General features: G+C 55.6%; 16 protein-coding genes and 1 pseudogene. 8 read left to right on the top strand and 9 right to left on the bottom strand.

Features of this window, described 5'->3' with window-relative positions; all coding sequences use genetic code 11:
* Window positions 1-464 precede the first annotated feature (464 nt).
* Together CKO27_RS13505 and CKO27_RS13510 are read right to left on the bottom strand one after the other, a co-directional pair.
* On the bottom strand, window positions 465-1,022 hold the full coding sequence (locus tag CKO27_RS13505) for a Uma2 family endonuclease (protein ID WP_200375429.1): 558 nt from the start codon (window positions 1,020-1,022) through the stop codon (window positions 465-467).
* A gap of 101 nt (window positions 1,023-1,123) precedes the next feature.
* Complete coding sequence (locus CKO27_RS13510) at window positions 1,124-1,933, bottom strand: hypothetical protein (protein WP_200375430.1); 810 nt, start codon at window positions 1,931-1,933, stop codon at window positions 1,124-1,126.
* A gap of 548 nt (window positions 1,934-2,481) precedes the next feature.
* On the opposite strand from CKO27_RS13510, the gene CKO27_RS13515 reads away from it, so the two are divergent.
* The 8 genes and pseudogenes from CKO27_RS13515 to CKO27_RS13550 all read left to right on the top strand — a co-directional run bounded on the left by CKO27_RS13515 (window position 2,482) and on the right by CKO27_RS13550 (window position 10,723).
* On the top strand, window positions 2,482-3,429 hold the full coding sequence (locus CKO27_RS13515) for a Gfo/Idh/MocA family protein (RefSeq protein ID WP_200375431.1): 948 nt from the start codon (window positions 2,482-2,484) through the stop codon (window positions 3,427-3,429).
* Between the two features lie 14 nt (window positions 3,430-3,443).
* Window positions 3,444-4,025 carry an acyltransferase gene (locus CKO27_RS13520; protein WP_200375432.1) on the top strand — a complete coding sequence of 194 codons (582 nt, stop codon included), beginning with the start codon at window positions 3,444-3,446 and terminating at the stop codon, window positions 4,023-4,025.
* 85 nt (window positions 4,026-4,110) lie between these two features.
* Window positions 4,111-5,118, top strand: coding sequence for a DUF4351 domain-containing protein (locus CKO27_RS13525; RefSeq protein WP_200375433.1), 1,008 nt, complete (start codon window positions 4,111-4,113; stop codon window positions 5,116-5,118).
* Window positions 5,119-5,135: 17 nt separating this feature from the next.
* Window positions 5,136-5,489 (top strand): annotated as a pseudogene (locus tag CKO27_RS13530) (LbetaH domain-containing protein); the annotation flags it as partial.
* The gene (locus CKO27_RS13535) at window positions 5,486-6,358 is read left to right on the top strand and encodes a DUF2887 domain-containing protein (RefSeq protein WP_200375434.1); all 873 of its coding nucleotides are present in this window, start codon (window positions 5,486-5,488) and stop codon (window positions 6,356-6,358) included. The pseudogene CKO27_RS13530 and the gene CKO27_RS13535, both read left to right, overlap by 4 nt.
* Before the next feature lie 281 nt (window positions 6,359-6,639).
* A complete protein-coding gene (locus CKO27_RS13540) occupies window positions 6,640-7,791 on the top strand; it encodes a glycosyltransferase (RefSeq protein WP_200375435.1) in 1,152 nt (383 codons plus the stop codon).
* A gap of 35 nt (window positions 7,792-7,826) precedes the next feature.
* Complete coding sequence (asnB, locus tag CKO27_RS13545) at window positions 7,827-9,674, top strand: asparagine synthase (glutamine-hydrolyzing) (RefSeq protein WP_200375436.1); 1,848 nt, start codon at window positions 7,827-7,829, stop codon at window positions 9,672-9,674.
* On the top strand, window positions 9,659-10,723 hold the full coding sequence (locus CKO27_RS13550; RefSeq protein ID WP_200375437.1) for a glycosyltransferase family 4 protein: 1,065 nt from the start codon (window positions 9,659-9,661) through the stop codon (window positions 10,721-10,723). The genes asnB and CKO27_RS13550 overlap by 16 nt, the downstream gene beginning before the upstream one ends.
* 34 nt (window positions 10,724-10,757) lie before the next feature.
* Here CKO27_RS13550 and CKO27_RS13555 read toward each other — a convergent pair whose 3' ends face one another.
* From CKO27_RS13555 to CKO27_RS13585, 7 genes are all read right to left on the bottom strand, one after another.
* Window positions 10,758-11,819, bottom strand: coding sequence for a glycosyltransferase family 4 protein (locus CKO27_RS13555; RefSeq protein WP_200375438.1), 1,062 nt, complete (start codon window positions 11,817-11,819; stop codon window positions 10,758-10,760).
* 7 nt (window positions 11,820-11,826) lie between these two features.
* A complete protein-coding gene (locus CKO27_RS13560) occupies window positions 11,827-12,558 on the bottom strand; it encodes a class I SAM-dependent methyltransferase (protein WP_200375439.1) in 732 nt (243 codons plus the stop codon).
* Window positions 12,559-12,563: 5 nt separating this feature from the next.
* Window positions 12,564-13,790: an oligosaccharide flippase family protein gene (locus tag CKO27_RS13565; protein ID WP_276570162.1), complete on the bottom strand. Its 1,227-nt coding sequence runs from the start codon at window positions 13,788-13,790 to the stop codon at window positions 12,564-12,566.
* A 28-nt stretch (window positions 13,791-13,818) separates the two neighbouring features.
* Window positions 13,819-14,766 carry a glycosyltransferase family 2 protein gene (locus CKO27_RS13570; protein WP_200375441.1) on the bottom strand — a complete coding sequence of 316 codons (948 nt, stop codon included), beginning with the start codon at window positions 14,764-14,766 and terminating at the stop codon, window positions 13,819-13,821.
* Window positions 14,767-14,842: 76 nt separating this feature from the next.
* Window positions 14,843-15,586, bottom strand: coding sequence for a TfpX/TfpZ family type IV pilin accessory protein (tfpZ, locus tag CKO27_RS13575; RefSeq protein ID WP_200375442.1), 744 nt, complete (start codon window positions 15,584-15,586; stop codon window positions 14,843-14,845).
* 93 nt (window positions 15,587-15,679) lie between these two features.
* The gene (locus tag CKO27_RS13580) at window positions 15,680-17,587 is read right to left on the bottom strand and encodes a tetratricopeptide repeat protein (RefSeq protein WP_200375443.1); all 1,908 of its coding nucleotides are present in this window, start codon (window positions 17,585-17,587) and stop codon (window positions 15,680-15,682) included.
* 743 nt (window positions 17,588-18,330) lie between these two features.
* Window positions 18,331-18,837, bottom strand: a complete 507-nt coding sequence (locus CKO27_RS13585) for a pilin (protein WP_200375444.1) — start codon at window positions 18,835-18,837, stop codon at window positions 18,331-18,333.
* Between the last annotated feature and the right edge of the window lie 442 nt (window positions 18,838-19,279).

Below are 19,279 nucleotides of genomic sequence, written 5' to 3' on the forward strand. Positions count from 1 at the left end.
CGGCAATAGATGTGTGGAAGTAACGGATCCAGGCATCGGTGTAGAATCGTGATGACAGGCATCGGGGGTCTCCTGGGTGGTTTCGTCACTTCCCAAGGACCACGATCCCCTGTGCCTGTTCATTGTCACGCCGCAATCATTGTTTAAGTCTTTGTTTAAAATATAAATAGCTAGGGGATACCTCAGCCTCCAACCCCACTTTGGCTTTGAACGCCGACGTGTAGGTCTTGCGCTTGGCTTCACCCATTTTGATCAACCCTTTCGTGCCGGGCTTGACAACTTAAATGACTGTCCGGTTTTCAGGGGCCACTTTAGTCGAACGGCTCGACCAGGCGCCGACTCAATTCATGGAAAAAAGGGGGGTTCATGCTCGTTACGCCAGCGCGGAAAGGTCGACGTCAGGACCAGCAGGCGCGGTTTAGATGGATCCTTAGGCACAACGGACCGCGTTTGGCGGACAGGCATTACAGCGGCACATCTTCATAGATCACATCCAGCGGCAACGCGACATCAAGACAATCGAGCCGGACGCTGCCGTGGGTGATGATCTTCTGCACCCATCCATCCGCGCGGCGGTAAACCTCAACCTCGTGCGCGGTCTGCGAGATCAGCAGATATTCACGCAGGCTGGGAATCGTCTGATAGGCCCAGAATTTCTCGCGTCGGTCGATGCGCGCGGTGGAGTCGGACAAGACCTCGACAAGTAGACAGGGCTGCGCGCGATAGTAAGTCGCACGGTCGCTTGGATCACAGCTCAGAAGCAGGTCGGGATAGTAGAAGACGTCCTGTTCATTGATCCGCAACCGGACCTTCATATCGTTGGCGAAGAGTTGGCAGGGTGTGCCGCGCAGGAGTGGGCGCAGGTAGCTGGCGAGATTGAGCGTGATCAGGCCGTGACGATCACTGGCGCCGGTCATGGCGTATAGCTCGCCGTCGATATATTCGTGACGGATGTCGGCGCCATCCTCAGTGGCCAGATAGTCGTCGACGGAGAGGGATCGGACGTGGGCAAGGTTGGTCATGGCCGTTTGACTCCGTGGTGTCGGGACATCGCTAAAGCCGTCTTCCTTCGACTTGGCGCAACCCAGTGTTGATTTTGCGCGCGCGGGACGATCGCGGACGGTCAATGACCCCGGCGCTGCTTGGCCAACCAGGCTTTGATGGCGGCGGGATCAAGGCCCTTAAGCCGCTCCTCGGGGTCATAGCGGTTGAGCACTTCATCGGGGGCGAGCCCCTTGAGCCGCTCTTCCGGGGTCATGCGTGCGAGCACCAGTTCATGGGTTTCGCGTAGAAACTCTTCCATGGTGTAGGCCATATCAGGGATCTCCCGTTGATAGATCAGATAGAGGTGTTCCAGCAGCTCCCAGTGTCCGCCTTGGCTGGGGCGCGGATGGCGGGCGCGGTAGTGGATCAGCCCTTGGCGCATCCGATCTTGCTCGCTCGCAAAGAGTTCCCAGGGGGTGTTGCGCGGGTGCTTGGCAATGGCGTTGAGCACGATCAGGCGCACCGGATGTCCGCCCCAGGGAAGATCATAGACGCCCTCCCAAGCGGTGGGTTGTAACGGATGCTCGCACACCAGTCCACTGGGAAAGCGCGTGGCGACGGCATAAAGGCCGAAGGCGTGTAGCGGATGGCGCTGGCCGTCGGGAGCGAGCCTGAGCTTGCGGTAGTTGACGTAGTGCCCGATCAGCTCATCGAGCGCCCAGGCGTTCAGCGCTTCGTGACGGGATTTGTAGGTCAGCAGGTTGTGCGGGCGCAGGTTCTCCAGACCGTCGGGCAGTTCGAGGGGCGGCTCGGGGTTGCATTCGGCGCCTGGTGCGTGCGTGGCGTCTTCCCCAGTGGCTTCAATAATGGCGACATCGAGCAATTGGCTACGCAGGGCCAGTTCCTGTTCAAGCTCCACCCGCCAAGGGGTGCCTTCGAAGACGCCCATGAGCGCGATCCCGAACAGCCGGTGCCATTGGCGTAGGCGCTCCTCGCTGGGTTCGCTGGGGGGGCGGTGTCCGCAGTCATGGGACGAGTGTAACCTCAAGCCGGACTTTATACCTCGGTCCGTGCGCGGACGGCGCGCGGCCCATAAACTGTGGTACGCCCATGGTTTTGTACAAACCACGGAGTTCAAACCCTGGGAACGGCTCGCAACGGCGCCCAAGAAGACCGACAGGGTGCTCGCGGATCATGTTTCCGGCGATTTCTTGATGGATTTCGTGAACTATGTTATGGCGATGCCGTAGCATCCGTCCGTCAGCGCCAACGATTTCTGGCGGATGCCTTGGCGATCACAGGATTCGGTCCACGGGCCAGCCCTTCATCGTTTTCGCTTCCACGCGAATCCTCACAGCGCGGCGGGGAGGCTTGGAATGTTGGCCTGTCCGGTTTCCCTTCGCTCGCGTTCAGGGACTCTGTACGCTTCAAACCTTGATCTACGTGTATCGTCCAAGCCCGCGTTAACGACTCCACAAGCACAGACCTGAACAGCACATGGACACCAAATCGTTCGCACTCATCGGGGCCGCCGGATTCGTCGCTCCGCGCCACATGAAGGCCATCCAGGACACCGGCCATCAGCTCATCGCCGCGCTCGATCCCAACGACAGCGTCGGAGTGATCGACAGCTATTTTCCCGCCGCCGATTTTTTTACCGAATTCGAACGCTTCGATCGCCATATCGATAAGTTGCGCCGCAAGGGTACGCCAGTCGACTATGTCAGCATCTGCTCGCCCAACTACCTGCACGACGCCCACATCCGTTTCGCCTTACGCAACCGCGCCCACGCCATCTGCGAGAAGCCCCTGGTCCTCAACCCCTGGAACCTTGATGGCCTCCACGAGATCGAGGCAGAAACGGGCGCCAGGATCCATCACATCCTGCAACTGCGCCTCCATCCCTCCATCATCGCCTTGAAAGACGCCATCCAGGCCGCCGGCGACGGACTCCATGAGGTCGACATCAGCTACATCACCTCGCGCGGCAACTGGTACCAACGCAGTTGGAAGGGCGACGCCGAGAAATCCGGCGGCATCGCCACGAACATCGGTGTGCATTTCTTCGACATGCTGTCCTGGGTCTTCGGCAAGGTCCGCTACAGCACCGTGCATCTCAATCGCGAGGACTGCGCCGCCGGCCGCCTGGAACTGGAGCGCGCGGGCGTGCGCTGGTTCCTCTCGGTGAATGCCGATCACCTGCCCCAAGCCCAGCGCGAACAGGGCCAGCGCACCTACCGCTCCATCACCGTCGGCGGACAAGAAGTCGAATTCTCCGAAGGCTTCGCCGATCTGCACACCGAGAGCTACCGACAAATTCTCGCCGGGAACGGTTACGGTCTGGACGACGCCCGCACCGCCGTCGAAACCGTCTATCAGATCCGCAACGCGACCCCCCAGGGCCTGCAAGGCGATTATCATCCCTTCTGTAAACGGGCGCGTTAAAGGAAATAAGCGCCATGGACTACAACGCGCACCCCACCGCCATCATCGACGACGGCGCCCAAATCGGATCCGCAACCCGGATCTGGCACTGGGTCCACATCTGCGCCGGCGCCCGCATCGGCGCCCGCTGCTCGCTCGGGCAGAACGTCTACGTCGGCAACCGCGTTGTCATCGGCGACAACGTCAAGATCCAGAACAACGTTTCGGTCTATGACGAAGTCATTTTAGAAGATGACGTCTTCTGCGGTCCCAGCATGGTCTTCACCAACGTCTACAATCCGCGCTCGGCGGTGTCCCGCAAGGACGAATACCGCCCGACGCTGGTCAAAACAGGCGCGACCCTCGGCGCCAACTGCACCATCGTCTGCGGCATCACCATCGGCGAATACGCCTTCATCGGCGCCGGGTCGGTCGTCAATAGGGATGTCAAACCCTACGCCCTCATGGTCGGCGTCCCGGCCCGCCAGATCGGCTGGATGAGCCAGCACGGCGAGCGGCTGGATTTGCCGCTGATTGGCGAGGGACAGACCGTCTGCCCGCGCACCGGGTTGATCTATCGTCTCGAACATGATCACCTACGGGCAGACGTGCGCTAGACCCCAGGAGTCGCGGCACCTCTCACCGATGACCGTCAACCAGAAAGCTGGTGGGCGCGCGGACACCAGGGAAAGCGAGGTCGGGATGTCTTCCAAACCGCCAGCCAACGCCCCCGCGAGCGACGATTTCGACTCGCCCTGGAAAATCCTGCTTGATCGCTGGACGCAGCCCTTCCTCGCCTTCTTCTTTCCGCTCGCCGCCGCCGACATCGATTGGTCGCGCGGCGTGGAATTTCTCGATAAAGAACTGCAAAAAGTCACGCGCAAGGCGACACAGGGGCGGCGCGAGGTCGACAAACTCATCAAGGTCCATCGTGCCAGCGGCGAGGAGACCTGGGTGTTGGTCCATATCGAGATCCAGGGTCAGAAACAAACCGACTTCGCCCGCCGCATGTACACCTATCACTCGCGTCTGAGCGACCGCTACCAGCGTCCGGTCGCCAGCTTCGCCGTGCTGACCGACAGCCATCGGCGCTGGCGTCCGCATCGCTACGAGCAACGGCTGTGGGGCTGTCGCGCCCTGCTGGAGTTCCCCAGCGTCAAACTGCTCGACTACGCTGGCCAGGACGCCGCGCTGGAGACGAACTCCAACCCCTTCGCGCCTGTCGTGCGCGCCCACCTGGTCGCGACCGCCACCCGCCATGATCCGGTCGCGCGCCTGGAGCACAAGCTGCACCTGACGCGCGCACTCTATCGACACGGCTGGAACCGCGAGGACATCTTCAGCCTCTACACCTTCATCGATTGGGTGCTGATTCTGCCTGCGGCGCTGGAGGTCGACTATCATGAACGCCTGCGTGAATTCGAAGAGGCCGAACAGATGCCATACGTCACCACCGCCGAACGCATCGGCATTCAAAAAGGAATCGAGCAGGGAATCGAGCAGGGAATCGAGCAGGGAATCGAACAAGGAATCGAACAAGGAATCTCGCGTGGAGAGGCGCGGCTGTTGCGCCGCCAGTTAGCGCGCCGCTTTGGCCCCCTGCCAGATTGGGTCGACTCACGCCTGACCGAGGCCAGCGCCGCCGAGTTGGAGAACTGGGGCGAACGCTTGCTCGATGCGCCAAGTCTGGGGGCGGTGTTTGGTGCTTGAGATGGGTCGGTATCTTCTACAACCCACGCTCGGCGGTGTCCCGCAAGGATGAATACCGCCCGACGCTGGTCAAAACGGGCGCTACCCTCGGCGCCAATGGCACCATCGTCCGCAGTGTCACCATCGGCGAATACGCCTTCATCGGCGCCGGGTCGGTCATCACCAGGCATGTCAAACCCTACGCCCTCATCGTCGGCGTTCCGGCACGGCAACTCGGCTGGATGAGCGCGCATGGCGAACGGCTGAATCTGCCGCTGACCGGAGCGGGACAGGCCATCTGCCCCGGCAGCGGATTAGACTATCGCCTGGAGCATGGCCTCGTCTGTCTGGCGTCACGGATCCAGCCAACACCACTTGTAAAGGGACGATGAAAACCGACCACCCGATTTATCTGTTCCTGTCCGCCGGCGCGGAAGCCTTCCGGGTGCTGACCGGAGGCCAGCGGTTGATCGGGGACTATCGCTTTTCCTCGCTCACCATCAAGGGCCTGGAACGACGCCTGGATGGTCTCTTCGAGCCCGAAGGGCACACCGGGCCGGTGTACGTGGTCGAATTCCAGGGACAGGCGCTGCCGAAGACCTTGTATAACCTACTGACCAAGATGGGCCTTTATGGCGAGCAGCATCCCGAGTGCGACGTCGTCGGCATCGGGGTGTTTCTCCGCGCGCGGGACGCGCCGCGCTATCCCAGCCGGGCGGGGATCGCGCAATCCTTGACCCAGGCGGTCTTCCTGGATCGCGTTCTGCCCGAATGGATGGACCGCGAGCCAGACAACCCCTACGTGGCGGTCTTCGCGCCCCTGCTGATCGAGGATGACGATGAATTACGGACGCGAGCCCCAGGATTGTGGCGCACGGTCCAAACGGCGCCGCTCGAACCCGCGGAGCGGGACATCCTGGCACAGGTGTTGGAATTTTGGTTTTTCGAGCGATTTCGCGGGCTCACCGCGAAGGAGATCTGGGCGATGTTGAACCTGCTGACCCCCATTCAAGAAACGCGCGCCTATCAATCGATCTTTGCCGAGGGCGAGGCCAAGGGCCAGGCTAAGGGCAGGGCCGAAGGCAAGGCCGAAGGCAAGGCCAGTGCCCTGAAGCGACAATTGACGCGGCGATTCGGCGCGCTCCCCGCGTGGGCGGAGCCACGCATCGACGCTGCCTCGATCGAGCAATTGGACGCCTGGCTCGACGACATCTTCGAGGCCGCGAGTCTGGTCGACCTGATCGGCCCGGCATCCGACTGAACGTCAAGCCATCGTGGGGTTTATCGATACTCCAGCCGGACGCGGCATTCGCGCCGTCCGCGACGGTTCGCACGTCGCAGCCTTACCGCTGGAGCCTCGCGAATGGCTCCCATGTGAGAGTCGGAGCTAATGGGAGCCAGAGGGCAAGGCTACCAACTGGCAAAGAGTCACGCGAAGCCGTGGCCAGCATGACCGATCCCACCCTCAACGAGGAACGGATGGCATTTAATGGAAACGAAGCAGACGGACCGCAAGCTCGAAACCCTCTGCGGGTAACGATTGTGACAACCTCCTTTCCACTGAACGAAACGGCCGTCAGCGGGCCGTTCATCATGGAAATGGCGCGGCATCTGCCGGAGGATATTCACGCAACCGTGATGACTCCTTGCGGGGTCGATCGAGTAAACAGGCTCACCCTGCACGGTTATCAAGTCCGTTGTTTCCGCTATGCGCCGCGCGCCTGGCAGATTCTCACGCACGGACCTGGTGGCTTGCCCGCCGCCTTGCGCGAGAACCACCTTGCACGGTTATTGTTGATACCCTTCCTTCCCGCCTTGTTTCTCGCCTGTCTCGGTGCCGCGCGTAACGCCGACCTCATCCATGCCAACTGGTCCGCGACGGGGCTCATCGCCGGTCTGGCGGGTCGGCTGACCGGAACGCCATGCATCACGACGCTGCGCGGATCGGATGTCGCCTTGGCCGAGCGCAGCCGCTTGTTTCGCGCTGTCCTCTGGATCTGCGCCCGTCTCAATCAGCGCCTCGTCGCCGTGGGCGAGGGACTCAGGGAACGGATCGCTCAAATACTCGTCCGCGACGCGGCCCGCATCACCCTGATTCCAAACGGTGTCGACGAGCGGTTTTTCCTGGTGCCGCTTCCAGTCGTGCCGGAACGCTTACGGCTGCTGACCGTTGGTTCCCTCGTGCCGGTCAAAGGCATCGACTGTCTGTTTGAGGCACTGGCCTTGCTCGATCCGAAGCTGGATTGGGAATTGACCCTTGTCGGCGACGGCCCGGAGCGCGTGCGTCTCGAAGTGATCGCGCGAACGCGCGGTATCGCCGAGCGCATTCGGTTTGCAGGCATGCATCCCCCGGCGGCCATCCCCAGTGTGCTGGCGGAGCACGATGTCTTTCTACTGACCAGCCGTTCCGAAGGTCGGCCAAACGCGCTGATCGAAGCCATGGCGGCTGGTCGCGCCGTCATCGCATCCAACATCCCCGCCGTGACGGAGTTGATCGCCGATGGCGACAATGGCTTGCTGTTTCCAATGGATGACACCGCCGCACTCACCAGTCGGCTGGAACGGCTCATCTCGGATCCGCATAGGATCCCCGAGCTGGGTCGTCGCGCACGGGAATCGGTCGCAACCATGAGTTGGACCGAAACTGGGCAGCGGTACGCAGCGCTCTATCGCGAAGTGCTAGACAATCGCTAGCGATTCCCGACCCATCAACCAAGGAAGCAACATCGGTGTGTGGAATACTCTTTGCGTATCAGCCAACCATTCCAGAGCATGAGTTGCTTGCGCATGGACATCGAGCGCTCGGGGCGATGCGGCACCGTGGACCGGATGAAGACGGACTCATCGTTCGAGATCCCTGGCTCGTTGGCCATGTCAGGCTCTCGATCCTTGATCTCGCCGCGAGCCGGCAACCCATGCCCGACCCCCAAGAGCGCTACTGGCTGAGCTTCAATGGCGAGATCTATAACTTCCGCGAACTACGCAAGGAATTGGCGACGGACTGGAATTTCCGCACCCAAGGCGATACCGAGGTCGTTCTGGCGGGGCTCTGTCTGCGCGGCGACGGATTTCTCGATCGCATGGAAGGCATGTGGGCGCTGGCCCTGTGGGACGCTCAGGAACGGCACCTGCGTCTATCCCGCGACCCGATGGGCAAGAAGCCGCTCTATTATCGCGCCAAGGATGAAGGATTGATCGCGGCCTCCGAGCTTCCAGCCCTCAAAAGACTCACAACAACATCATTCGAAGAAGATCTCGACAGCACGGCCGACTATTTACGCTACGGCTACTATCTGCCCGGCCATACCGCCTATCGAGAGGTCCATGAGGTTCTGCCGGGCCACATCCTGCATTGGCAACCGGGTGGTCCGATCCAGCAAACAGCCTATTGGCAGCTCCGCGTCAATGGGTTTCAGGGCTCACGCGCCGATGCCCAAGCCAGCCTCCGCCAAGGCTTCGTCCAAGCCGTGGAAAAGCGCATGGTCGCGGATGTCGAGGTCGGAGCCTTCCTGTCCGGGGGCGTCGATTCATCCTTGATCGTAGCCGCGCTGAGCCATCTCGGGATCCATCCCAAGACCTTCACCATCGGCTTCGCCGAGACCGCTTACGATGAACGCGCCTATGCACGCCGAATGGCCGCGCACGCCGGAACCGAACACATCGAAGCCGTCTTGTCGAACCTGGAGGCGGAATCCCTGATCCGCTTGCTCCAAGACCACGTCGGTCAACCATTCAGCGATTCTTCCCTGCTGCCAACCGCCGCCGTATCCGAACTAGCCTCCAGCCGAGTCAAGGTCGCGCTTTCGGGGGATGGCGGCGACGAGCTTTTCAGCGGCTATGAACGCTATCGGGCGCGTACCATTCTGCGCTGGTACAGCCGCGTACCCAAACCGATGCGCTCCAGCATCGAAAGCCTGATCCGCGCCTTTCCGGAGCCCATGGCCCATCACAGCCGGAGTCTGCTGAAAAAGGCCCACCTGTTTCTCGACATCCTGGCGCGTCGGGACGGAGAGCGACCCTACGTGGCCCCCCTGCTTTACAGTCCCGGTGACTTCAGCCGGCTGGCACCCACGCTATCCGCCCGTGGCCATGCGCCGCCGGCACTCCCGGATGAGTGCCGCATCGACGATATCCAGGAAATGATGGCCGGGGATGCCTTGGTCTACCTGCCCCAGGACATCCTAGTCAAGGTCGACCGGGCGAGCATGGCCTATTCGCTCGAAGCCCGCTGCCCATTTCTGGACAAGGATCTGGTCGCGCTGGCCTTCTCATTCCCACGCACTTGGCATCGGTCCGGATTCCAGGGTAAGAAAATGCTCAAGAACACCTTCGATGCCTGGTTACCCGCCGAACTCTGGCGACGGAGAAAACAGGGCTTCGCCGTTCCACTGCATGTCTGGTTTCGCGGCGATTTAGGGAATCATCTGGAGGGACTCTTGAGTTCGGTTCAACACCCATTCGATTCGAGCTATATCGCAACGCTCTTGCAGGCACATCGGCAAGGACGGCGTGACCATGGCTATCGACTCTGGAACCTATACGTCTATTTACTCTGGCGACAATGGCAAGGATCCTGACCTGTTACTATCGGCCGAAACCCGGCGGGTTTTGTAAACGCCTGTTTCGCGGAATCGATGCCTTATTGGCCGAAGGCCATAGCGTTCACTATCTCGCTGTCGAACCTTTTCCGATCCGGCATCCAGAGTGCCATTTCCACCGTTTTCCATGGCCGGCCGGATCGACGGAAACACTCTTGTTTTGGGCGCTGTTTCATCTATTCGCACCCATTCAACTCCTATGGATTAGTCTGCGTCACAGCATTCAGTATGCCTTTACCTTTGGTGCCAATTACGGACTCTTGTTACAGCCCAGCCGATGGCTGTTCAAGCAACCGCCCGCAGTCTTTCTACGCGCGGACACCCTTGAAAATCACGAGATCAAGGAACGGCCCTCATGGCTGATCATCCTGGAAAGGCGCCTGGAACGATGGGGATTATGGCGGAACCGAATCTGGACAGTCTCCCGGTCGCTCGAACAAACCATTGCCCATCGTCATTCAGGGTTGCGGATCGAATCCCTGGCGACGCTCCCGAATGAAATACCCCGTTGCACAGCGACCCGCCGATATCCTCACCAAGGGCTAATTTGCGGGGTCGTTGGTGTATTGGAAGAACGCAAGAATCAGCGGCTATTGCTTGACTGCTGGCGCCAACTGTCGCAGCCACCGCCGCTTTACTGCTATGGCACGGGGCCAGGCGAGATGACCCTCAGGCTGGAAGCGGCTGGACTCCCGGTGGAATTCATGGGCTGGAGACATGCGAAAGATATCTGGTCTAATATAGATATCTTGCTATTCCCATCTAAGCATGAAGGCATGCCTAACGCCATTTTGGAAGCCATTGCCTATAACGTGCCAGTCCTAGCTAGCGACATTCCACCACATCGGGAAATCCTTGGGGCAGATAATCTTTTACCATTAGAAGTCAAGCATTGGACAAAGCGGTTAAGTCAATATTTAAAATACCCCACCAGAGAAAGCCACCGATTATTAGAGTCTCAGATCCAGGCGAGTCGGCATCTGCGCTTTAATTGGGAAAAGCATTTCGTGCTGGCAGTAACAGGCTAGCACCTAAAACACGGAATAACAAAAAACCTACATTCTAGGATATTAAGTAAAATATTTCTGCAAGCTTTTTTGCGATCACTCCCGAGCTATAGAAATGTTCAGCCGTAGCCCGCCCAACCTTACCCCATCTGACTCTGACATCTGGATTTAAATACAGATAATCAAGTGCATCGACCCATTCCGATAGAGTTCGCGCAAGAAAACCATTGTTTTCCATCCGAGACATGACTTCAACATTCATTCCGACCGGTGAGACTATTACCGGCAAGCCGGAGGCCATGTATTGGAGCATTTTAAATGCACATTTACCCTTAGACCAATCATCACATAAGAGAGGCATAATTCCGACATCAAAATCTTTAATTTTTTCTGATTCAGTTGTCGGCGACCATTTACTGAAAATAATTCTATCACGTGGCAATCGCTTAAAATTTGGCATTGCGTCCGATATAACGTGAAAGTAAGCGTTCTTACGATCCGCGATAAACGCGCTTAATGCGGGCTCAATTGCGTATAAGTAAGAAAAATTTGATGACGTTCCCGTCCACCCAATAACAAACGCATCATTATCTTTAGCTTGTTTTTTTGGCGAGAATCTTTCTGTATCAATTGCAGTTGGCACAACTACGACATTGGCCCCCAAGCCAGCCAAATAATCGGCCAGATAGTTATTTCCAGCAATAGTAACTGTAGAAATTTGCGAAAGCGCTTTTGCCGTCTTTATACCAAAAGGCTTCTTGAGCCATATAGCATCATCAACATCCCAAGCAATAGGTCTTTTAAGCATCCGTTCGAAAGTGAGAAACCCGGGCTGAATTTCTCTTTCAAGCCAGGTTATTTCGTAATGATGAGTCCGAATGATACTCGGCATCCTGAGACCTAATCGAATACCTGCCCAAACTAGATACCCAGGAAAAAAATTTTTTCGAAGGTTCAACTTATTAAATGGAGGCGGGACGTCAGAGTATTTATCGAATTTTGGTTTTAGCTCTTCGACAACAATAGAATATTTGTGAAGCTCGGAAATATGTTGTCGAACCCTGAAACGTGATGAAGGAACATTAATGCCAGAAGTTAATGCGCAGACGCGAAGCATGATAAGTTCAAGTGCTTTTCTTGGCTGTTACGATAATGTTGACAGAAATAATTTTTGGCCAATCAGATTCCGAGAAATAAGTTGCCAAACGCAAAACGCCTCTTGTTATAAAAACAACAAGCTTTTTAATGAGAAACAATAAGCTGTAAATGCCAATCTCCTCCTGATAGCAAGCAATATCCTTAAACCCTGTATGTCGCAACAATTGAGTAAGCGACCTGTCAGTAAAAGCTGTTGTATGTGTCCAGTCAATATATCTGGCTGCCGAACCGAGCGGGTAGGCCGCGTTTACTGTTTTAATGACAAGCAACCCACCTGGACGTAAAGTATTATGGATTATTGTTAAAAAAGAAGCCGTGCGATACGGGAGGATGTGCTCTAGAACATCATTTATTACAATGACATCAAAACGTTCTGAATGCTTTAAACACCATTCATCTGGGTTTGGCGTAAACTCAAAATTCAGATGGTTTTGAATGCTTTTGGCAAGAGTAATTTGCTGCTCAGAAATGTCTATACCGGTAAGATTTGTGAAGCCTTTCCCATGAAGATAGCAAAGAAACTGCCCAATACCGCAACCATAATCGAGAACGGCTTTTTCTTTAGGGATAAGTCGAAAAAATTTACGGTAGTTCCAGTCGTACTTTCGTGCTATCAACCGAAATGATCTGGAGTCCAAGCCTTGGCCTGAGCATTGCGACAACGCTTCCTTGTAATAATCTTCGTAAAATTCTTTCATTTGGGTTAGGCTGGCACGAAATGTTGACTGAGTACGACAAGCGTAATTATCGATGCAATCAATAAGCTAAGGCCGCCTGCCAATATACCAAGCGAGCTAATTGATAGCAACAGTATTACGATGCTACTTATAAGAAATACAATCTGCGCGAACGCAATCCGTTTCGATGTGCTCACTCCTGCCCCCGCTAATTTCCATGCGAGCACTTGGCCATGAAAATTAATTGGGTTAAAAAGACTAAGCAAGAAAAGGAGCGGCCAAGATATTGGGTAACCAAAAAGTGTCATCATAACCCAGCCGCTTATAAAGGAAGTTATAAAAACCAGGGGATAGACATAGTACATCCAACGGTTTATTAATGCGTCGGTATTATTTTCAGAAACTGGCTGAGAAAAAAATGGAAAAAGATAGTTAAGGATCATTGCGCTAAATGTCGCTATGGTTCCATAAGTGGCAAGAAAATGAGCCTGATAAATGCCTACCTCGCTCGCTTCCAGATAGTGATTTATAAGCAAGCGGTCCAAGCCAAAGGCAAGACCACTTATTGCCGCATTGGAAAGCAATAGAGAACCATGGCGCACGATTTCCAGTACGTAATCCTTGCGAAGCGAAGCAAATATACTTTTTGCGATCGACCTCGCTGCAATAGACCCAGCCACGAGATACGCGAAAAGAAAAACGGAAATTGTCTCTTGAAGACTAAATGCATGAGTGGCAATGATACCGATTCCGCAAAATAGAAGCATCGCCCATGTAAACTCAACAAGTGAATAAGTTTGCCAGTCTTGATTCGCTTGGAATATATGCTTCGCAAGTGTCCACCACGCATTCATGGAGGCCAGCAAGACTGAGAGCAGAAGAATCTCTCTGGTTAAATCCATTTTCTGGGTCAACCAATCACCAATAAAGAGCAAAACAAATAGCGTTAGTAGTGATGCAGCGAGAATCGTAACCAAAAGAGCTTTTAACGCCTGTCTATTATGATCCCCGCATTGTTTATGGCCATGGACAGAAACTAGGCGAACATAAGCCAATCCCCACCCGTTGATCATCGGCAAAGTTAGATAATTAGCCAAGATCATGATAATTGTGACTTGGCCATAAAACTCTGGTCCAGCTTGTCTGCCGATTATGACTTGGGCAAACATTGAAAATATTTTTGCCAGAATCAATACGCTACTATAAAGAGAAAAACTCTTTAGAAGCTTTTTTGTTTTACCTGAAGATATCAAAGCAGATGCGGAATAATCGGCAATATGGCTATTTCAAATGCCGATTGTTTTCAAGATCAAACAACATCGCGAACAACAAAAACTGAAGTCCCATAATAGTTAAAAAAACAGCAAAAAGCGCACTTGTTTCTGCGATGGTTCCGATAAAAATACGGAATACAACCAAATAAAAACCAAAGAGAAACCCTGGTGGAAATAAAAGTATGCCAAGCACATAAAAGAAAAGCAGAGGATGAAAATCTTGGATGACATACTTATGCAGCATACGGTAAAAAAACAGGCGAATAATCAGCCATGAAAGCCGTGGGATCATCCGCAGTGGGCGAATACCGGATTTCTCGCCAATCCCATAGACCGGGCGAATCGGTACGTCGGTCACCCGCATCTCGGCGACATTGAGCCGCACCAGCAGATCGTTCGGCTGCCCGTAGCGCTTATACATCTGGTCCCAGTCGATCGCCTCCAGCGCGCGCTGGCCGATCGCGGTGTAGCCGGATTGCGAATCGGCGATGTGCCAGTAGCCGGAGGCGATCTTGGTCAGGAGCGACAGCATGGCGTTCCCGAGATAGCGCACTCGCGGGATCATCTCCCAGGCTTCACCGCTGAACAGCCGGTTGCCCTTGGCGTAGTCATAGCCGCCATCCAAAACCGGCGCCACGATGGCGAGGAAATCGGCCGGGTCCATCTGACCATCGCCCGCCATGACGACAGCCACGTCCATCCCTTCGGCCACGGCTTGCTTGTAGCCGGTCGCGATCGAGCCGCCAACGCCCTGATTCTGCTCGTGCACGATCAGATGCACACGCGGATCCTTGGAAAGATACTCCCGCACGATGCGCACCGTGTCGTCCTGGCTGGCATCGTCGATCACATAGACGCGATCGACCTCGGCCGGCATGGTGTCCAGGACCCGTCGGATCTGTGTCGCTTCGTTGTAGCAGGGCACGACGACCGCGATACGCCGATCTTGCATCATGTTTGACTCCTTCAAGCGACTTGACTGATTTCATCCCAGCCCTAGCTGGAGCTATCCGAGCGGATTATTCCACGATTCATCGGGACCAGGGATCGCCATCGATCCAATCCAGCGGCTGGCCATCGGCCGATGAGAGGACCAGGATGATGTCCTTGTTGTTGCCGACGAGCGGAAAGTAGAGATAGTCGTCCGCCGTGCCGCCGCGACGCACGAGCAGATCCTTCAAACCCGACTCGGTCTCGGGGTGGCGTGCCGCCAATCGGCCGATGTCCAAGCTCCGACGCTTGAGGTCGGCCAGGTCAGGCCGGTAAGGCTGATAGAAGTCAGCTCGGTACTCCAGATCCTTCGCCCCGTCGAACACCTCGAACATGAATTGCTCCCGCGCCTCATGCTCATCGGGCAGACGCGCCAGGGCGACGGTTGGGCCGATCCCGAAGGCGCGGCTGAGTTCCGGATACTGGATGAGTCCAGGGTCCACGTCCGCCGCCGGGATGGCGGTGAAACGATCGACCGCGAAGACCGTGAAGAGCGGACGCTGTTGGTGGACCACGGCGGCGCCATAGGTGAGCGCGACCAACTGCAGCCCCACGATCACGCTCATGTCGAATCTCAGCCCCGGCTTGCCTGGCTTGAAGACAATCCAGGTGAGGATAGGTCCGAGCACGACATCCACGCCCGCCATGATCTGCAACAATGGCCAGCCACCGCTGATGGTGAAATAGGGCGCCGGATACCAGATCCAGCGGATGACGGCGAACAGGGCCAGCATCACCAGGACGCTGGCGGTCAGATGAATGACGAAGGCGCGGCGTTTGGTCATGAGAAACGATTTGGCTGGTGGAACTATGATTGACGTCTTAACAGACGCTACTTGCGTCAGTAAAGCAACAAAACACGCTACTGTCATAGGCTACTAATTTTGAGTCAGTTGCCGGGCAACGGCGTCGATGCGTTCGCGGCCGTAGCTGGTGGTATCGATGCCCCGGGCCTTGTCTAGCTGCGCCATGGCGTCGGCCGTGCGGCCAGCCATCCCAAGCAGCATGGCCTGATTCAGCCAGTGCTGTAGATCGGTAGGATGAATTTTCAGAGCATTTTCATTGTAGGCGAGGGCCTGTTCGATATGGCCATCCATGTATGCAAAGTTGCTGTTCGCCGAATAGATTTGTGCCGCTGTCTGGCTGTTGACATTGTTTAGATTCGGGTTGCGCAGCAGGCTCTCGGCCATATTGCGATAGACCCGTTGCGGAAAGGTGCAATCCTTAACTTTCCCGAGGCAGCGCGAGACGACCACGAAGGCATTCATGGTTTCCGTATCGATGGGTCGTTGGGAAAGATTTTCCGCAAGCCGAATCTCGTATTTCGGAAGCTGATCCTCCTCGCCGAGGACGACGAGCAGGCCGACAATTGCAATCAGCGGCGCGCTGGTGCTGGGTCGTAACTGATCCGCGCGATGATAATAGTCAAGCGCCTTACGCAACGCCTCTTCATTACGCAGCGCGTTCCCATAGCTGGCATAGGCCCCACCCGCGCTGACGAGGGAGCGAAAGGAGGCGGGATGATGGTGCACATGGTATTCGACCAACAACAGTTCGTTGCTCCAGTAATCGGCACGGATGCGCGTGTTGACTGCCAGGACTCCGATAATGGCGCATGAGAGCGCGATGGCGATTCCTTTCCGCTGATAACGATACGCGAAGACGAAGAAATAATGGAAGAACGCCCAGATCAGACCCCATGATCCAAGATAGTTGCGATGCTCGTGGACCATTTCCAATGCAATAAATGTGGACTCCAGAGCATGCGACATAAAATAGAATAGAATGCCGAATGAGAGTACGGGCGCGCGCTTGCGGAGTGCTACGGCCGCCCCGACCAGGAATGCGACACCACCGATCGCGAACAGGGTCGAAGCTGGATCAAGCAGCGAGCGAGAAAGCTGGAAGTCATCATGGAAGATAGTCATCGCCCGGATATCGGGCAAGAGGATGGACTGAAGATAGAACCAGATGACCCGGCTCTGCGTCAGCAGTCGTTCGGTCAGCGTAAAGTCGCGGTGCTGGTAAGAACCGAAATGATAAAAGGCATAGAGCGCAAGGGGCAGTGCGAGGACGATAGCGGTCAAGCAAATACGCTTGAGCCAAGCCGTCACTGCGGGCCGCTGGGCGCGGAAGCGGAAAAAGCAGATTTCGAGCAGAAACAGGTAGCCCGGAATCAGGACGCCGTTTTCCTTGCTAAAGATGCCCATGATAAAGCTGATGGGGAGCAGGGCATAGAATAAGGGTGCGCCAGGGCGGCCTTCGATCTGGCGTTGACGCGCCAGGCTATAGAGAAGCATCGAGAGCAGCGCAAACAGAGCACTCAGTTCGGCCTGACGCTGGACGATATAAAGCACGCTCGTCAGATTGAAGGGATGCACGAGCCAAGCCGCTGCGGTAGCAAGACTAATGGCGCCGATCAGGTCAGGGCGCTGCTCAGTGAGTGCGGTCTTAGTTAAGATCCCTAAGAGACTAACAAGTGCCAGGCCGGCCAGGAGATGAATCGCGAAATTGGTCAATTTGAACCAGTAGGGATCCAGACCAGTGGATGCGATATTCAGCGCGAAGGTAACAAAACCAATCGATCGTCCAAGCGGACCGGGTTCTTCCTGACTGATTGCGGCACGAATGGATGAAAAACGGAAATCCTGAATCGAAATCAATCGATCATTTTCGATGATATTTGGATAATCATCAAACAGAAAAGGGCCTGAAAGCCCCGGCCAATAAGCCAAAATAAAGAGGCAAGCAGCAAGCAAAAAGAAAAAAAACGTCTCTTTTTTCATAAGCCAGAAATCAAATATCCAGACTCAACAACCACCAGCTAAAGCTGGTGGGTTGAAGTGACGGACTGAAAGTCCGGATACGGGTCGAAAGACCCGTTCAGGGTGCCTTGGTTCGGAAGTGATCGTTGGCCTTTGTCTCAAATGATGTCCCAAATACGCCCGACTCATTTCGTCCATCACGGCGTTGGATGTCACGCAAAAGCCGCCGCGCGCCCAGCCAGACCTCCCACGCCATGTTTTCTCATGCAGGTCAAGGATCGCATGGTGACCGTCTCCATCATTCGTCGCGTTGGCCACAAGCCGCAAAAGGCTTAAAAGATAAATCTGACCGCCTAAAGGCGGTGGTTTTAACCTTGCTTCGGACAATAAAAATCTTGGCTTTATTGTAACAATTCGCTAGTAAAAACCATGCACTTTAGTGCAAGGCTTTTAGTAATGGCTTTCTTTGGGGAAGTTCTGTTATAAAAATTTGGCATCGCGCAGCCATTCCTTATCTTTTTCAGTCGGCAGTGAAGTCTGCGGACAAGGACTTTTCAGTCCGCAATTCAAACTATGGACTTTTAGTCTATAGCGATTGGTTTTTTTCGCTACCATTCGCTAATTTTTTGCGAAAAACAGCCGGCGATCGCGAAAATTTGATGTGTGGAATATCGGTTAATGGTCACGATGCGCCAATAAAAAGCCGGAGCCTTTCTTGACTCCGGCTTTTGCCGTCTTAAGGAGCGAACCCCAATTAAGAGAGACTACGGACGGCATGCGGCAGGCATGTACTTGTCAAGGAGATCAGTATTGTTTGTCGCCGCAGTCGTCGCACCGCTAGGGACTGTTCCGTTCCCGCAGACCCAAACAAGGCTACCTGCCGTGTTCGATGCCGAATAGATAGTTAGTGTTCCACCATTTATTTTGGCGTTAGCGGTGCCACCGTATAGAATATCGAACCAGAAAGCTCCATCTGAATCGTCAGAGCCGTTTTGTGTGACACTCGCCACATACGTGCCAACAATACTTGTAGGATCCGTTGGAGTACCGAGCGAGTCCGCGATGTTTGCAGTCAGTGGTGCGCGCCCACGCTGAGACCAGAACTCACTGGCTGCGGTCTTCAGGTCTGCCGTCAGATTAATGCCTTCCACAACCTGTGAGCGGATCGTGAAATCCTGATAAGCCGGAATCGCAATCGCCGCCAAAATACCAATGATCGCCACAACGATCATGAGTTCGATCAGGGTAAAGCCTTGTTGGAACTTTTTCATGGATCTCTCCGCAATGGATGATGAAACCGTCTGGACGGGGAGGCCATTTCGGCCTGATGTATCGCCGCGCCGCCGAGGTCTCCCGCGCCTCATTAAAGCAGTTCGCATGCCACTCGCATGGATTTGTCGACTTACGATCCAAGTCCTCGCCATTGCTGGAGATGACAGACTCCCTTCTTGCCTCGCCAGTCCCCGGCCGTTGAGATGGCACATCCCGCCTATGACATCCGGAGCCGATGTCACACCCACCCCTATGACATCCGGGGTCGATGTCACACCCCCTCCCGTGACGCGACCGCATCAGGTTTTGGTAGCGCCCCAATCGATAGAATTGCGTGGGAGCGGCTTTAAGCTGTGATGAGCGCCGACGCGAGGTTTTTCGCGGCTAAAAGCCGCTCCCACGGGTGTGCTCGTTTGTCGTCATCCTACGAATCAAGGCACT

It is taken from the genome of Thiocystis violacea, assembly GCF_016583575.1.
GTDB classification, from domain to species: domain Bacteria; phylum Pseudomonadota; class Gammaproteobacteria; order Chromatiales; family Chromatiaceae; genus Thiocystis; species Thiocystis violacea.

What these genes read in the sequence shown, in the direction of transcription:
- CKO27_RS13520 (WP_200375432.1), top strand. Translation starts at nt 3,444, where the DNA reads ATGGACTACAACGCGCACCCCACCGCCATCATCGACGACGGCGCCCAA.
- CKO27_RS13550 (WP_200375437.1), top strand. Translation starts at nt 9,659, where the DNA reads ATGGCAAGGATCCTGACCTGTTACTATCGGCCGAAACCCGGCGGGTTT.
- CKO27_RS13570 (WP_200375441.1), bottom strand. Translation starts at nt 14,766, where the DNA reads ATGATGCAAGATCGGCGTATCGCGGTCGTCGTGCCCTGCTACAACGAA.
- CKO27_RS13515 (WP_200375431.1), top strand. Translation starts at nt 2,482, where the DNA reads ATGGACACCAAATCGTTCGCACTCATCGGGGCCGCCGGATTCGTCGCT.
- CKO27_RS13505 (WP_200375429.1), bottom strand. Translation starts at nt 1,022, where the DNA reads ATGACCAACCTTGCCCACGTCCGATCCCTCTCCGTCGACGACTATCTG.
- CKO27_RS13560 (WP_200375439.1), bottom strand. Translation starts at nt 12,558, where the DNA reads ATGAAAGAATTTTACGAAGATTATTACAAGGAAGCGTTGTCGCAATGC.
- CKO27_RS13535 (WP_200375434.1), top strand. Translation starts at nt 5,486, where the DNA reads ATGAAAACCGACCACCCGATTTATCTGTTCCTGTCCGCCGGCGCGGAA.
- CKO27_RS13510 (WP_200375430.1), bottom strand. Translation starts at nt 1,933, where the DNA reads ATGGGCGTCTTCGAAGGCACCCCTTGGCGGGTGGAGCTTGAACAGGAA.
- tfpZ (WP_200375442.1), bottom strand. Translation starts at nt 15,586, where the DNA reads ATGACCAAACGCCGCGCCTTCGTCATTCATCTGACCGCCAGCGTCCTG.
- CKO27_RS13555 (WP_200375438.1), bottom strand. Translation starts at nt 11,819, where the DNA reads ATGCTTCGCGTCTGCGCATTAACTTCTGGCATTAATGTTCCTTCATCA.
- CKO27_RS13585 (WP_200375444.1), bottom strand. Translation starts at nt 18,837, where the DNA reads ATGAAAAAGTTCCAACAAGGCTTTACCCTGATCGAACTCATGATCGTT.
- CKO27_RS13525 (WP_200375433.1), top strand. Translation starts at nt 4,111, where the DNA reads ATGTCTTCCAAACCGCCAGCCAACGCCCCCGCGAGCGACGATTTCGAC.
- CKO27_RS13580 (WP_200375443.1), bottom strand. Translation starts at nt 17,587, where the DNA reads ATGAAAAAAGAGACGTTTTTTTTCTTTTTGCTTGCTGCTTGCCTCTTT.